The 16,394-nt window shown below is 35.6% G+C and carries 12 protein-coding genes and 1 tRNA gene; 7 read left to right on the forward strand and 6 right to left on the reverse strand.

Annotation, left to right across the window (positions count from 1 at the left end; all coding sequences use genetic code 11):
- The first annotated feature begins 163 nt into the window (after nt 1–163).
- Both LC457_RS09670 and LC457_RS09675 read left to right on the forward strand, forming a co-directional pair.
- A complete protein-coding gene (locus LC457_RS09670; RefSeq protein ID WP_223599658.1) occupies nt 164–898 on the forward strand; it encodes a sensor histidine kinase KdpD in 735 nt (244 codons plus the stop codon).
- Nucleotides 895–1,542 carry a response regulator transcription factor gene (locus LC457_RS09675; protein WP_223599659.1) on the forward strand — a complete coding sequence of 216 codons (648 nt, stop codon included), beginning with the start codon at nt 895–897 and terminating at the stop codon, nt 1,540–1,542. The genes LC457_RS09670 and LC457_RS09675 overlap by 4 nt, the downstream gene beginning before the upstream one ends.
- Nucleotides 1,543–2,005: 463 nt before the next feature.
- Here the strand turns inward: LC457_RS09675 and LC457_RS09680 are convergent, their stop codons facing one another.
- Nucleotides 2,006–2,422 (reverse strand): helix-turn-helix domain-containing protein, encoded by a 417-nt coding sequence (locus tag LC457_RS09680; protein ID WP_223599660.1) that lies wholly within the window; start codon nt 2,420–2,422, stop codon nt 2,006–2,008.
- A 274-nt stretch (nt 2,423–2,696) separates the two neighbouring features.
- Between LC457_RS09680 and LC457_RS09685 the strand changes: the two genes are divergently transcribed.
- Complete coding sequence (locus LC457_RS09685) at nt 2,697–3,629, forward strand: aromatic alcohol reductase (RefSeq protein ID WP_223599661.1); 933 nt, start codon at nt 2,697–2,699, stop codon at nt 3,627–3,629.
- Between the two features lie 119 nt (nt 3,630–3,748).
- Here the strand turns inward: LC457_RS09685 and LC457_RS09690 are convergent.
- Nucleotides 3,749–3,825: transfer RNA gene (locus LC457_RS09690), tRNA-Arg, on the reverse strand.
- A 60-nt stretch (nt 3,826–3,885) separates the two neighbouring features.
- Here LC457_RS09690 and LC457_RS09695 point away from each other — a divergent pair.
- The 3 genes from LC457_RS09695 to LC457_RS09705 are packed head-to-tail and all read left to right on the forward strand — an operon-like array spanning nt 3,886 to nt 7,664.
- A complete protein-coding gene (locus LC457_RS09695; protein WP_223599662.1) occupies nt 3,886–4,932 on the forward strand; it encodes an ABC transporter substrate-binding protein in 1,047 nt (348 codons plus the stop codon).
- Between the two features lie 43 nt (nt 4,933–4,975).
- The gene (gene mtgA, locus LC457_RS09700) at nt 4,976–5,620 is read left to right on the forward strand and encodes a monofunctional biosynthetic peptidoglycan transglycosylase (RefSeq protein WP_047378078.1); all 645 of its coding nucleotides are present in this window, start codon (nt 4,976–4,978) and stop codon (nt 5,618–5,620) included.
- A 13-nt stretch (nt 5,621–5,633) separates the two neighbouring features.
- Nucleotides 5,634–7,664, forward strand: a complete 2,031-nt coding sequence (locus LC457_RS09705; RefSeq protein ID WP_223599663.1) for a site-specific recombinase — start codon at nt 5,634–5,636, stop codon at nt 7,662–7,664.
- Nucleotides 7,665–7,722: 58 nt separating this feature from the next.
- On the opposite strand, the gene LC457_RS09710 is transcribed toward LC457_RS09705, so the two are convergent.
- The 4 genes from LC457_RS09710 to LC457_RS09725 all read right to left on the reverse strand — a co-directional run bounded on the left by LC457_RS09710 (nt 7,723) and on the right by LC457_RS09725 (nt 10,415).
- Nucleotides 7,723–8,016: a hypothetical protein gene (locus LC457_RS09710; RefSeq protein ID WP_223599664.1), complete on the reverse strand. Its 294-nt coding sequence runs from the start codon at nt 8,014–8,016 to the stop codon at nt 7,723–7,725.
- A gap of 77 nt (nt 8,017–8,093) precedes the next feature.
- Nucleotides 8,094–8,471, reverse strand: coding sequence for a four helix bundle protein (locus tag LC457_RS09715; protein WP_223599665.1), 378 nt, complete (start codon nt 8,469–8,471; stop codon nt 8,094–8,096).
- 105 nt (nt 8,472–8,576) lie between these two features.
- A complete protein-coding gene (gene recF / locus LC457_RS09720; RefSeq protein ID WP_223599666.1) occupies nt 8,577–9,656 on the reverse strand; it encodes a DNA replication/repair protein RecF in 1,080 nt (359 codons plus the stop codon).
- Between the two features lie 3 nt (nt 9,657–9,659).
- Entirely contained in the window at nt 9,660–10,415 is a 756-nt protein-coding gene (locus LC457_RS09725; RefSeq protein ID WP_223599667.1) for a hypothetical protein, read from the reverse strand.
- 18 nt (nt 10,416–10,433) lie between these two features.
- On the opposite strand from LC457_RS09725, the gene LC457_RS09730 reads away from it, so the two are divergent.
- Nucleotides 10,434–16,340, forward strand: a complete 5,907-nt coding sequence (locus tag LC457_RS09730; protein ID WP_223599668.1) for an alpha-2-macroglobulin — start codon at nt 10,434–10,436, stop codon at nt 16,338–16,340.
- Nucleotides 16,341–16,394: the final 54 nt, after the last annotated feature.

A 16,394-nucleotide genomic window follows, 5' to 3' on the forward strand; every position in this document is an offset into this window, starting at 1 on the left:
CCATTTGATTTTTTTCCTACTAATATGATATTTTTTATAACTTGCCAGCTTCTGGAGAAAGGCTTGAACTGGATGTTTTATTCATGTTTAAATAATAAACCCTTTCTGCCTTTTTTCAAAAAAAATAATTCAAAAAGCTTCTAAAACATTTGATACTGAATTTATGACTGATTTTATCAACGAACTCCAATTAAAAATCGAAAGACTGGAAGACGAAATCAATTTCAAGAACGGACTGATCTCGATATTGTCTCATGACTCAAAAGAGCTGTTTGGAACTTTTCTGTGGCTTATAGAAGAGCTGGAGCAAAAGACTTTAAGTGAGGAAGATTTTTTTAAGTTGTTGCCGCAGGTAAAACGTGATGCCCAGAAGAATCTGCAAACTACCCAGGATAGCATTGCCTGGCTAAAAACACAATATGGGGAATTTAAGATTAAGCCCGTTAAAATCATGGTGATGGATCTTTTTCACTATTTAGAAGAAAAATACGCTGCTAAATTAAACGAAAAAAACATTAAATTTTATTTTAAAGGAGATCACAATGCATTTCTTACAAGCGATCGCATGTTGCTCGAATATGTTTTAGACAAAATTTTTAACAATGCGGTAAAATACACTTTTCCGGGGCAAGATATTTATTTACAATCGATTACAGAGGATGATGAGGTTATACTTTCTGTGATTGATTTCGGAACAGGAATACATGAGAAGTATTTACCTACGATCTACAATCATGGTAATCCCATATTCCTGGGAACTGCAGGCGAGAAAGGAGTTGGATTAAGTTTGAAAATTGTAAAAAATTTTATATCCTTGCTTAACGGAAACATCCAAATCATTTCCACTGAAAATAAAGGCACTACGGTTTCCCTTTTTTTACATAAATTTATAGAATGATGGGTTTAAAAGCAAACATTCGCATTGTTGTAGCAGATGATCATGGTATCGTCCGGATGGGTTTGATACAAACAATCAAACGATTCAAGCCAGACGCCATAATTTCAGAAGTAGAGGATTATAAATCGCTGTACAATTTAATTCTGAAAGAAGAATTTGATCTGGCAATTATGGACGTTAATATGCCTAATGGTACTGTTCAGGAAGCAATAGATTATATAAAAATTCATCAACCTGCATTAAAAACTCTGATATTTTCTTCACAGGATGAAGAGTTGTATGGGATGCGTTATCTGAAAATGGGTGCTGGTGGCTATCTCAGTAAGCTAAGTTCCACTGAAGTCATTGAAACTGCATTAACGGCAATGCTTAGTAAGGGACGATATATCAGTGATAATATAAAAGAAGCAATTCTTTTAGAATCATTAAATGGCACGGCCAAAAGTTCTCCCTTTGAAGCGTTATCAGACCGCGAATTGCAAATTGCCAATAAGCTTGCAGAAGGTCTTCCCCTCAAAGAAATTTCTAATCAGCTGAATCTCCATTCATCGACGATCAGCACTTACAAAATCAGGTTGTTTGAGAAACTGAAAATACGATCTATACCCGAATTGGTGGAGATTCTCAGGCTGTATAATCAGTAAATATTTTATTATAAAATTTTGATTATGATTCAATGAAATTCTTGCAGCAAGGAAAATTGTAATATCTAATGCCAAAACATCTGGCTTATTTTGTAATCAAGAATAAAATAAACGGCGTCAACTAGAAAAGTTGCGTCGTTTGGTTTTTGGTGACCAAGACGAGCATATCTTAAAACACTTTTATAGATGATTTACTTCATTTAAGCCAAATTAAAAACGACTTACAAATCACGTTTTTATCAAATAATTTTTTTTGAAATCGTAAAATTATTTTATTGAAATTTATCATTTACATATTTAAAGCAAATAACCTTGGATGGTTTCGTCGTTAAATGACATTGTTTATCTTTTGTACCAACTAATGGTGACAACGTTAAATAATTTCATTTTTTTATTTAATATATGAAAGCATACATTGTTGATGCTGACATTAACAAATAAACACAGTATTATTTATAGAAAATTATCGACCCATTTGTTCTATATAATTTGCCCGAGCATTATTAAGTTCATTGCTGTGACGGGCAATCCATAGCCAAAGCGGAGTAACTTGAAGCAATAAACCTCGGCCTAAAGATGTTAATTCATATTCCACCTTCGGTGGCACTTCTGGATAAACTGTTCTTAAAATGAGACCATCTCTTTCCAATTCGCGGAGACATTTCGTCAACATTTTTTGACTGATTCCGTTAATGTGCTTCTCCAAATTTGAAAATCGCATCTTCCCATCTATTCCAAGAGCATGAATTACGAAAAGTGACCATTTATTGCCAACATGATTCAGTATGTCATGTTTAAGCTCATCCTGATCTTTATTCAGTACTTTACAAATATCATCCCAGGCTTTTACTATTTCAGCATCTGTCATTAATCTGTCCATATTTATAATTTATGTGCTTATTGCTTATTTAAAGATAAATCTTTCTAAGTAAAAAACTCATTTTAAACAATAAATTTTAAGGTTACTGATCTCAGAAAATTTTTTTTGAACTTTATTGAAAATAATTTAATTAGAAATCAAAAAACTAACCTATAGGTAAGTGGCTAACAGCCAGGTGTCTTATTGCTTTCATAATCTGAACGCAATAACTTTGCTCAAGGAAATGAACAAACCTCTACAATGTCGGGATTCAAATACATTAAATTATTTTAAAATGGAAAATAAGTCAATTTTAATTTTAGGAGCAGGTGAATTAGGGATGCCTGTCATCCGCAATATCGCAAAAAAAGCTAAAAACTATATCAACGTAAGAGTGACTGTTTTACTGAGAGAAGCAACAATTCACTCTGAAGATGAGGATAAGAAAAAGAATATTACAGAGCTCAAGGAATTAGGTGTGGAACTGCTCGCAGGGGATCTGTCCGCTCCGTCTCTGGAACTTATTGCTATTTTCAAAAACTATGATGCTGTTGTTTCATGTACGGGCTATGGAACCGGTGCAGGAGGTTTTCAGCTGAAGTTGGCCAATGCTGTGCTTGATGCTGGCGTTAAAAGATATTTTCCTTGGCAGTTCGGAGTTGATTTTGAGCTGATAGGACGAGGCAGTGCCCAGGATCTGTTTGATGAACAGCTTGATGTAAGAAAACTTCTTAGATCACAAAATACTACAAAGTGGATCATTATTTCCACGGGTATGTTTACCAGCTATCTATTTGAACCATTTTTTGGTATTTTAGATTTAGAGAAAAAATCGATCAATGCCATTGGCGGGTGGGATACTGCGGTTACCCTAACGACACCTGATGATATTGGAAGACTTACCGCTGAGATATTCTTCACAGAACCAGAGATTGAAAATGAGATCGTCTATATTGCAGGTGATACCATCACCTACGGAGATTTGGCTGACATTGCAGAATCATTGTCAGGACAAAAGTATAAGCGTAGACTTTCAGACATCAATGAAATAACCAATGATCTTAAAAATGATCCCGCCAATTTCGTTAAAAAATACCGTTCCATATTCGGAGCAGGAAGAGGTGTTTCCTGGTCATTAGAAAAGACATTTAATGGCAAAAACAGAATTCCGACAACCTCTGCCAAGCAATGGGCAAAAGATAATATTGACTGGGAATCTTATCAATAGTAAATAACTTGTTAGCACATTACTTAAAAGTATTTTATAAACCCTGCAAGTATAATGCTATTAAGAATATACAGATAAAAAATGGCGCTACTTGTCATAAAGTGGCGCCATTTGGCTTTTGGTGACCTCGACAGGATTCAAACCTGTAACCTTCTGAGCCGTAATCAGATGCGCTATTCAGTTGCGCCACGAGGCCTTGTGTTATCTTGTTGTTTAAAGGTTTGCAAATATAGCACTTTTTTCCGTTCTTTGAAAGATGAAACAAAGAATTTTACTTTTATTTACGGTTTTTGCGCTAACAGCTTGTAAAAGAGAATCAAAAATTTCGTCCTCAGATTGGACCAATATATCTGCCCGTACCCAATTTAAGGAACATGATGGTACCTTGGAGCTAAAATCGGGGAATTTTACTTATAATTTTAAGCAAAATCAAACTCCATTCAAGAAAATTATCCTGTTGAATGCGATTATGGCAGGGTATATTTCAGAGCTTGGAGCAGAAAATTTAATCATTGGGGTATCAAGTCCGGAGTATATCTATTCAGATAAAATTCAGAATCTGCTTAAAGAAGGGAAAATCCAGAACGTAGGAAGCGAGCAGAAATATGATATAGAGAAGATTATCTCTATGAAGCCGGATGCTATTTTTACGAATCACATTGCCAGCTTTGACAATACTTATGAGCTTTTGAAAAATAATGGCATTCAGGTGATATTTCTGGATGAATATATGGAGCAGAAGCCTTTGGAAAAAACTGCTTATATTAAAATTTTCGGAGAATTTTTAGGAAAAGAAAAAGAAGCAGAAACAAAATACCAGGAAGTAGAAAAAAATTATAGTGAACTGAAAAAACTAGCGTCAACTGCCAAAGAAAAACCAGTTGTTCTTGCCAATGAAATGTATGGAGACGTATGGTATCTTCCAGGTGGAAATACCTCTGTTGCTCATTATATTTCAGATGCCAATGCCAATTATGTCATGAAGGACAACAAAGATGAAAAAGCATTGACGATGAGCTTTGAAGAAGTATATGCCAAAGCAGGAGGTGTTCAGTATTGGGTGAACGCAGGAAGCCATACTTCAAAAAAAGAAATGCTGGGCATGAATCCTTTCTATGGAAAACTTGATGTATTCAATAAAGGAAAAATTTACACCATAGCAGGAAAAGAAAAACTAAAAGCCAATGATTTCTTCGAAAGTGGAGTGGTAAGAGCAGATTTGATCCTTAAAGATTACATTAAGATCTTCCATCCTGAACTTTTACCGGATTATCAGCTTACTTACATGAAAGAATTGCAGTAACTCGTACTATTTGCTTATTTTTGCCTTTCCTTTTTATAAAGTTATGTGGAAAAAAATTAAACAGCTTATCTTCATCATTCTTGTTCTGAATGTAGTTTTTATTATCTGGGGCAGATTCTTTAATCCGCCAATTACCCTTACCCAGATAGGAGGCCTTTTTGAATACGGCAAACTGCACAGGGATTATATTTCCTATGACGAAATGGGAAGCAATGTGAAAAAAGCCGTAATCGCGTCTGAAGACCAGAAATTCTTTGATCATGACGGTTTCGATTATACAGCCATCGAAAAAGCGATGAAATATAATGAGAAAGGCAAAAAAATAAGAGGAGGAAGTACCATTTCCCAGCAGACAGCAAAAAATATATTTCTTTGGCAGGGAAGAAGTTGGGTGAGAAAAGGATTGGAAGCGGTCTACACTTTCATTATTGAAAAAGTGTGGAGCAAAGACATTATTCTTGAAAGATACCTAAATTCTATTGAAATGGGACAAGGTGTATTTGGAGTGGAAGCTGCGGCTCAGTATTATTTTGGAAAATCATCCAAGGACTTAAGTGCTTCAGATGCAGCCTGGATTGCTGCAGTATTGCCTAATCCGAAAAAATATGACCCTAAAAATCCATCTCCTTATTTAAGGAAGAAACATAATTGGATCATGAGACAGATGAGGAATGTGAGTTTGAAATAGTATCTTTGTACTAATGAAATTCTTTAATTCCAGCACAAACTTTGAGTCAGTTCTTAAAAAATATTTTTCTTTTAAGAACGAAACCCTTTCTTTAGAGCCCTTTGCAGAGTTTTTAGAGACTATCAAAGAGGCAGACTTTACAGATGTGCTCAATTTTTTCAGAAGCAATCCTAATTTTGCTGAGAACTTTAAACACTATATCCACAATATTTTCAGAGGAAGACCTTTCAATCTTTCGTTGACGGAGGCTAATATTCTTTCAGAAAATGCCTTCTTTCCGGAGCTTAAAAAAAGAATCCTGAACAAGGTTTTACCACCTGTTGAAAACGAAAAGACGGTGTGGTTTATGATTGACAATGTGAGTCTTAGACCTAAGAAAGATCTGAGATATCTGCATAATCTTCCTGAAAACGAGATTGACGAATTTTTAAACATGCTGGGTGCTTCAGATTTTATCCTGAAACCCAATGTGAAAAAAGAACTCATTTTCTCTATGAATATTCTTTCCTGGAGGGTTACGGGGATGGCTATGGAAGTGGAAGTGGTGAGAATGGCTCCGCAGTACAGAAATCTGGACAATCCGTTTCTTGCCCTTCAGAATGAGCTGGAAACATTAGCAGATGATCTGGAAAAAGACCCTGAACTTCAGCTTCATTCCAAAGACAGCAGATATAAACAGATTAAAATCTATGCAGAACAATGCCAGGAATTTGTAAATATTGCTTTTAAAAATTCTGCCAAATATGGTATTTCCGGAAAAATTAACCAATCCCTGCTTAAGATCCGCCAGCAGACTGAACGAATTTATGATATTGTGCAGTTATTGGTCATTGATACTGAAGAAGATGTTCTGATAAAATCTAAACAGTTGATCTTTAATATTCTGAGCTACAAATCTCATAAAAACAATATTTCTGATCTGATCAACGATAGTACAAGGCTGATTTCCCATCTTATTACCAATCATACCGCAGAAGCCGGGGCTCATTACATCACCTCTACCCGGAAAGAGTATATGACGATGTTCTACAAAGCGAGTGGTGGTGGAATCATTGTAGGAGCACTTTGTGTTCTGAAAATGCTGTACGGGTATATCCCGGGAAGTGATTTTTCACACGCTTTTCTATACTCGATGAACTATGCAATGGGATTTGTGATGATCTATCTGATGGGTTTTACCCTTGCTACAAAACAGCCGGCAATGACAGCTGCTACCATGACAAAAGTATTGTCTGAGGAAGGAAAGACCCAAAGAAACAATACAGAATTTGCCCATTTGGTATCCAAATTATTCCGAAGTCAGTTTATTGCCTTTGTAGGAAATGTGCTGCTTGCTTTTCCGGTGGCGCTTGCCATTATTTACGGACTGGATGTGTTTTTCTCACAAAATCTGGCAGTAGACAGATCAGATAAATTATTAAAAGACCTTGACCCTTTTAAATCAAAAGCGATTCTCCATGCAAGTATAGCCGGTTTTTATCTTTTTATTTCAGGGATTATTTCAGGGAATATCGGGAACAATTCCGTGTTTTACCAGATTCCGGAAAGAATTGCCAAAAACCTTTCAATCAGAAGTTTTTTCGGAAAGAAATTCGCAAAAGGACTTTCAAAATATTATGCTAAAAACTGGCCTGGAATTGTTTCTAACTTTTGGTTCGGGGTGTTCCTTGGAGCAACAGCTCCGGTAGGGATGTTTTTCGGCCTCGATTTAGATATCAGACACATTACTTTTGCTGCCGGTAACTTTGCATTGGGACTTTATGGAAAAGATTTTTCAGTAGACTCCTATACTTTCTGGATGTCTTTTGTAACGGTTTTCCTGATTGGTTTTTTCAACTTCCTGGTAAGTTTTAGTCTATCCATGTTCCTGGCATTCCGATCCCGAAAGATGAATTTCGGACAGGTAAGTGAGATTTATAAAGAGATTTTCAGATATTTTACGAAACATCCCCTGAAATTCTTCCTTCCATTAAGCTCACGACTGGATAAAAAGGCAGATGATCTTATGAGCAGTACCATTTCCAATAAATCTGAAGAACATTAATTAAAATAAAAAATGCTACCCTCGGGTAGCATTTTTCTATAGATATACATTTTTGTCTTTATAGTATCTGAAGGTCATGAAATTTTTCTTCTCCAAATTTATCCTGAAACTTTTTCAGATAAAAGCTTTTCCGCATTTTAAAATCATGTTTCAGTAAAGGAGAATCAATCTTAATAATAATAATTTGGTTTTCTATATTCACACTTCTTATTTCGTTGAAAAGACTTTCATCAAGATAATCCTCGAGGAAATCTTTAATGTCAAAAGCAACAAGTTTATGTTCAAAACCATAAATCCTGGCAAAAGATTTCACCAGTTCGGAGGATTGATATTCACGTTTTTTCTTCTTCATAGCTGAGGTTCGGGTTTCGGGTTGCGTGATTCGGGGTTATGGAATTCAGGTCTTGGGTTTCGAGTTTTTTCTATTTTTTATTGTAGATTGTTTTTATTCCAATTTTCTATGACCCATTTTTTATAAATATTAAGTTTTCCACCTAGTGTATTATATGAATTTCTTAATGTTTCAAATTCTGAAGAAGAATTGGGGTATAAGATGATAATTTTTTCTAAATGATTAATTGTTTCATCATTACTTGCATGGCTATAAATCAGGAAGCGAATGTAGTCATTTCTGTAAGATGATCTTCCATAACCTTCTACAATATTCGTAATCACTGAATCGGAAGATCTTCTCAGCTGGCTGCCTAATTCAAAAAGTTCATATTTAGGGAGAAGAAACGATGCTTTATGTATTTTTAAAAATAATTCAAAAGCTAATTTGTAAATTTCCAAGTTTCTATAACTCATATTATTTGTGTTTTTAGGATATTAAGTTAAGATAAAAAGCATTTCGATGATAAATAAATTTTTATCGTAACAGATAAAGCTCGCATCCCGTACCTCGTATCGGCGCTACACCTCAAAAATAATACTTTCCTCGTTGATTTTCTTTACTACACTTTCAGTTCTTTCTCTGTGGGTATCAGTAATGAATATCTGTCCGAAACTTTCACGATTAACAAGTTCAATTAACTGTGAAACTCTCGTGTCATCAAGCTTATCAAAAATATCGTCCAGTAAAAGAATAGGTGTTTTTTTGGTAAGTTCTTTCACAAGACTCATCTGAGCCAGTTTTAAAGAAATCAGAAATGACTTTTGCTGACCCTGAGATCCTATTTTTTTGATTAAAACATGGTCCATTTCAAAAAGAAGATCATCCTTATGGATTCCTTTTGAGGTATAGGTGAGCATACGGTCTCTTTCAATGCTTTCTTTTAAAAGATTTTCAAAAGAATCTTCCAATAAATGAGATTCATAAATAACAGACACGGTTTCTTTCCCACCGGAAATAATCTGATAGAAATTCTGAACGATAGGGTTGAGCTGTTCTACAAACTCTTTTCTTTTCTTAAAAATTTTGGTCCCGAATCGGGTAATCGGGTCATCATAGATTTCCAGTGAATCCTTATCCCATGTTCTGTTCTTGGCAAAATATTTCAGTAAAGCATTTCGCTGCTGAATTGTTTTCTGATATTGGATGAGGTCAAAAAGATATTCTGAATCCGTTTGAGAGATCATAGAATCCAGAAACTTTCGTCGGCTTTCCCCGGAATCTGAAATGAGATTGGAGTCATACGGAGAAATCATAACACTCGGAAGGTAGCCGATATGGTCTGCAAGCCTGTCATAGCTCTTATCATTCTTTTTGATCACCTTTTTAGCCTCTTTGGGCTGGGTAATTCTGATGATATCTTCGCTGTCCTCATTCTGAATTTCAGCATCAAGCGTAAAGAAATCTTCTTCTCTTTTAATATTATTCGCATCTGTATTTCCCAGAAAACTTTTTCCTACAGATAAATAATGCAGGGCGTCAAGAATATTGGTCTTTCCCACACCGTTATTACCCACAAAGCAATTGATCTGTGGTGAAAATTCAAATTTTTTTTCAGAGTGGTTTTTGAAATTGTAGAGGGAAAGCTTCTTGATTATCATTCGTCAAAAATACTCCATTATTAGTAAAAATAAAAAGGGAAGTGCTGAACAAGTTTCCACCCCAAATGAATAATAAGTGTCATCTCTTTTATTTTCAGAGAAATAGACGAAAATATAAGTTATGATGCTTGACATAAAAAAAGCTAGAGCATATGCTAATTCAAGATAGAAAATAGAGATCATACTGCTGATGAAAACTAGTGCATAAGCAATGTATTTGGTATTCTGAACCCCTATCAGCATAGGAAAGGTCTTTACGGTGTCACTATTCATATCCCGGATATCAAAAGGAAGCACAAGAGCGGTGATAAAGAAAAAGCTGATCAGAAAAATAGGAATACTGAACTCCGGAAGAGTGAGCCAGCAGTTGACCAGCGCCCAAACTAAGCCGACATAAAAAACTTTCAGCAGTGGGATTTTCCGGATATAAACATCGAGAAAAAAGCTATTATAAAGCAGTCCCAATACTACAATAATGAACCACTTCAAAAGCCTTATTTCATTATGGTTGTGAATGATTAAAAAGGCACAGATAATTCCTGCAACAGCATTGAGGACCACTATTTTGAAAAAGTGCTTGGTGTATTGGTATTTAGTATACAGATAACCACTGAAATAAGTGATGAAAATTAATGCAAAGGTAGGGAAACGGAATGTGTTTTGCTCTTTCATAAAAAATACTGCAAAAAGAGTTCCCATAAGAGAGACATAAAGTTGGCTGTCTATGACAGTTTTTTTCAGTATTTTTAAAATGTTCATTTATCAAAATTAATATATATGAAAAGATTTTCCAAGATTTTTATGCTTTTGCTTATAATGCTCAGCTTTTCAAAGGTATCCGCACAGAAATATTATGATACCCAGTGGAAAAAAGTGGCTGAAAACAGTACGAAAGGAGCTTATAAATCTAATCTTCCCATTATTTTAGACATACAAAAACAAGCCATGAAAGAAAATAATGCATTCGAGCTGATCCGTTCTCTGAAAGCGGAGTTCAGTATTGTAAACCAAACGGTGGACGATGACCAGAACGATTCCGCTTCCCAATTTTTTAAAAAGCTTAAAGATGCAGAAGGTAAATTAAGTGGTGAAGGCAAATTGGTATACAAAGTTTTGCTGAATGGCTTTTTCATGGATCATTACAATCAGAATTCATGGAAAATAAACGGAAGAACCAATATTAATTCTCAGGATGTTGCACAGATTGAGACCTGGAGCAGGCTTGATTTTAAAAATTATTTGACCAAAAGCTTTCAGGAACTTGATCAGGAAAAACCTGAAATGAAAAAGATTTCTCTGGAAAAATATAAGGATATATTTTCCGGAACGGTTGATATCGCGTATTTCCCAACATTGTCTGATTGGTATGCCATAAAGAAAGTAGAGTTTTTATCTGAAAACAATATTTTCACAAAAAATGAACTGACAGCAAACCGTACTGCAATCAATGCAACTTATGATGAACTGATTGCTCAGAATAAGGGAAATGCAAAGCTGTACTTCATGAAAGAAAAGATTACAGAGAATTGTAACTTCAATCACTGTAAAGATAAACTTGAGCAGCTTCAGAATCTTTTAAAATCTAATGTAGAAGGAGATTATAAAGTGATGATCATGGGAGAGATCATGGATGAGCTCGTTGGCAAAAAGAAACCTAAAGAAGCTATTGCACTGGCGGCTCAGGCTAAAAATGAATATCCGAAATCTCCATTTATTGAGAATATCAAAAGTAAAGAAGCTCAGATTGTAAATCCATATCTGACTTTAAAATATGAAGCTCAGACCCAGAATAACCTTCCGATTCATTTTGTTGCACAATATCAGAACGTGTCAGAATTTACCCTGAATATTTATGAAGTAAAAGATGATTTTACATCACTGCTTCAATATGTTCAGAACTCTTATTCCAATACTTTTGGAAAGCTGAAAAAGAATCTGGTAAGGAAAGAAGTATTCCAGCTTCCTGATCCTAAAGATTATCAGAATCATAAAACTTCACTGGAAGTGAAACCGCTTCCTTCAGGAGTATATGTAGCAGAATTTACGGTTGCCGGAACTGACATGAAAGATTCAGACTCCAGACAGAATTTTTACTTCCTGGTATCCGGAAACAGAATTATTTATCAGTCTAAAACAGACAGAAATCCTCTTTCTGATGAGTTAAAGTTGGTGAATAGTGAAAACGGAAAACCACTGACGAATGAAGGACTTCGTTTTTATGAATTTGTTTCCAATAAAACATTAAATAAAATTGAGGGTAAAACCAATGAAAATGGAGTATTTAAATTCCCTTCTACTGAAAGTAAAGAGTACTACCGGACTTTCCTGATCCAGCAGCCTAAAACCAATGATTTCCAGATCATGCAGGTGTATGGAAACAGAGGGTCTGCTGAAGACTATAATCCTAACAAACAAACCCGTTCAACGGCTCAGATCTTCATAGACAGAGGAATCTACCGTCCCGGACAGACTGTTTATTTCAAAGTTATTAATACAAATATCAATAAAGAAGTTGAATCTGTTCTTTCTGGATTAAAACAAAAAATAACTTTATTAAATACCAATAGTGAAGAGGTTTCTTCGCAGGAATTTACCACCAATGAGTTTGGCTCATATCATGGAAGCTTTATTCTTCCGAAAGGAAAACTGAATGGTAATTTTTACCTGAGAATAGATGGAGAAAGCCAGGGATATAAAAATTTCAGAGTAGAAGAATACAAAAGACCGAAGTTTGAAGTCACCTTCGATCCGGTAAAAGAAGAATACAAATACGGACAGACCATAGAACTGAAAGGAAAAGCAGTAATGTTCTCCGGTGTTCCGTTGAATAATACCACAGTAAACTATGAAATTAAGAAACAGAATATCAGATGGAGATATTTCAGCTGGTATCCACAGGACAATGATAATGAAAACTCAATTCTGGGCGAAGCAAAGACCAATGAAAAAGGAGAATTTATTATCCGTCTGGAGCTTAAAAAAGATGATAAACTGGAAGGGATACAAATTGATAACTATGCCATCAATGCATCCGTTACAGACATTAATGGGGAAACACAGACTGCAAATACTCAATTGAAAGTAGCATCCGTTTCTCATTACATTCAGGCAGAAAATATTGCCAATACTTTTACTGGTGAAAATGTAAAAGTAAAGGTGGAAACCAAGAACTATAACGATCAGAATCTTAAAAAATCATATCAGGTTAAGTTATCAAAACTGACCGCTCCTGACAGAATTTTCAGAGATAATTTCAAATCTGACGTGCAGAATCTTCCGAAATATTCAAAAGAAGAGTTCATCAGCAAATTTCCGCATGATCTTTTTGATGAAAATGATGAAATCAAGAACTGGAAAACAGAAAAAGTATTGGTTGAAAAACAACAGCAGCCATCTGCAGATAATGCTCAGCTAACAACAAATCTTGATTTAGGAAAACTGGAAGCTGGAGATTATCAGCTGGAACTTTTCAATATCGAAGGGAGAGACACTATAAAAGCAGCTCAGAATTTCAGTGTCTGGGATAAAACCTCTTTAAAACCAACTCAAAAAACATTCCTTACAGTGATTGCTCCGAAAGAAGAATTATCAAGAGGAGAAAAGGCCAAAGTGTATGTGTTCTCAGCAATTCCTGATGCATTAGTGAATGTTTTTGTTCAGGATGGATCCGGAAAAACGGTTTCAGAAGTTCATCAGATCAAAAAAGGAATATTAGAATATACTGCTGAAATTCCTAAAGATAAAAGTGTATCAGACCTGAACCTCCAATTTCAGTTGGTAGCATTCAATGATGTGAATACAGAATCTGTTTCTTTAAAAATAAAAGACACAGAAAAACCTTTAAAAATTGAAACGGTAACCTTCAGAGATAAACTGGAACCGAATTCTAAGGAAAAATGGACGGTAAAAGTAACCGGAAATGATAATGAAAAGATCAATGCTGAGGTATTGGCTAATATGTACGATATGTCTCTGGATCAGTTTGCCGAAAATAGCTATAGCTGGAGAAAATTGTACACACCATTTGTAATTGTTACTTCTTATGGGATCAACAATTACCTGCAGCAGCAAAACTATCAGAAAAGGCTGAGATATTTTGAAGACAAGTATATACAAGTTCCGCAATTCAACTGGTTTGATGGTGACTTTGCTCACTATGGATTAAAAGGAAGAGTTTCAGGAGTAATGGTTAACAATGCAGTAATGCCGGCTCCTGCTGCTGTTGCAAAAGAAGCAGCAATTGAAGAAGTGGTTATGACTGGATACGCAAAAAAATCTAATAAGCACTATGATGAAGCCTCAGCTACAAGAGTAAGAGCACAGGACGCTAATGGAGGTGAAGATTCAGATGGAGAGGATCTTGAAAAAATTCCTGTACGTCAGAATCTGAACGAAACAGCCTTCTTCTATCCGGATCTGAAAACCGATGCCGAAGGAAATGTAAACTTCGAGTTCACTTCTCCGGAAGCATTGACAAAATGGAAGCTGATGTTCCTTGCTCACACAAAGGATGCAAGAGCAGCTACCCTGGAAAAAGAAGTGGTAACCCAGAAAGAATTCTCTGTGACACCGAACTATCCGAGATTCCTGAGAGAAGGGGATGAGTTGAACCTACAGTCAAAACTTTCAAATCTTACCGATAAAAAACTGAACGGTTCTGCCGAGTTACAAATCCTGGATGCCTTTACCAATGAAAATATTTCTTCAAAATTTGGAATGAATTCAGGAGTACAAAACTTTAACTTAACTGAAAACGGAAGCAATGCATTAACATGGAAATTAAAAGTTCCGGACAACGTTTCCTCTGTTATTTTTAAAGTGGTTGCCAAAGCAGGTGCTTATTCCGATGGTGAACAGCAGGCCATTGCTGTATTACCAAACAGAATGCTTGTGACTGATGCCGTTCCTGTTTTTGTAAAAGAAGGAGAAACCAAAACATTTGTGTTAGATAACCTTAAAAATAATACTTCCACAACAGCTTCTAATGTTTCGAATACATTAGAACTGACAACCAATCCGATCTGGGAGATTATGTTTGCCCTTCCAAGTCTGAAAAATGATCAGAATAACTCAGCAGATGTAATCTTCAATAAATGGTTTGCAGATGTGCTGGCTTCAGAAATATTCAAAGCTAATCCGAAAATGAAAACGGTTTTTGAAGAATATCAGAACAAAGGATTATTAAATTCAAATCTTGAAAAAAATCAGGAGCTGAAACAACTGTTGCTGGAAGAAACACCTTGGTTACTGGAAAGCAAAAATGAAGGAGAACAGATGCAGAAACTGGCATTATTATTCGATGTCAATACGATGAAAAATTCGATTAATCAGGATTGGGACGATTTCAAAAAACTGCAAAACCCTGATGGTGGATTCTCATGGTATCCTGGGTATCCAAGTTCTTACGGTACTTCATTGTATATCCTTAAAAACTTAGGGAAAATCAACTCTTGGTTAAAAGACAATGTGAAAGACTATCAAAGTGCCGATCAGAATGCTATTACAGCTAAATTGATTCAATATGTCGATAATGAAGTCAACAAGTATTTTGATGTGAAAAAAGGCAACGTTTGGAACAATTGGGCTATGGATTATCTTGATACCAGAAACTATTGGGAAAAACAATATCCTTTAAAAGGAAAAGGAGCTACTCTGAAAGCGTTGGTAAAACAAAAAGCAAAAACAGCGAAGATCACAGATTTCACATTCTTCGGACTTCACCGTGCAGCCTTATTAATGAATGATTACGGTCTGAAAGATGTATCTGATAAATTGATGACTTACCTTAAAGAAACATCTACAGATACAAAAACACAAGGGGTCTACTGGAAGCAAAACCTGAATGACTGGGGATGGTTCGGTTCCAAAGTGGTGAACCATGCCGGAGCATTGGAAACATTCAATAAGTTAAGATCTAATGACCAAAGCTTTATTGAGGATATGAAAATCTGGCTGGTAACTCAGAAGGAAGTCAACTCATGGGGAAGCTCAAGAGGGACAGCCGAAGTGATCTTTACTATTCTGAATTCAGGAAAATCATGGACCGGAGCAGAAAGTGATAAAGCTACTATCGTTTGGGGAGGAAAAGAATTGGTTCCTCAGACCCAGGCAACAGGCTATGTGAAATCAACAGTGAAAACAGACGCCGTAGATAAAAACTTAGCCACTGTAACCGTTACAAAACCTGGTCCCGGAATTGTTCAGGGTGGATTGTTCTGGCAGTATTACGAAGATCTAGATAAAATCAAATCTTCCGAAAATTATATTTCCGTGACGAAAGAATTATACAAAAAAGTGAAAACAGTAAACGGAGAAGAACTTCAGAAAATCTCTTCTGAAACGCCGTTGAAAGTAGGAGATAAGGTAACGGTAAGAATGATTCTGAACACAGACAGAGCCATGGAATTTATCCATATTAAAGATATGCGTGCGGCAGGATTTGAACCTGTAGATGTATTATCCGGATATCAGTGGAAAAATAATCTTGGGTATTATCAGTCGACCAAAGATGCTTCTACCAATTTCTATATTCAGTACATGCCGAAAGGAAAATATGTTTTTGAATACGATGTAGTAGCCAATGCATCAGGAAAATTCTCCAACGGAATCACGACGATGCAGAATTATTATGCACCACAGATGAACGCCCACACAAAAGGAAGCAATGTAACAATATCAGAATAATGTATAAGAGGACTGCAGTATAAACTACTGCAGTTTTTTGTTGAAAGATTTCAA

Source organism: Chryseobacterium sp. GVT01B, assembly GCF_019970045.1.
Lineage (GTDB): Bacteria > Bacteroidota > Bacteroidia > Flavobacteriales > Weeksellaceae > Chryseobacterium.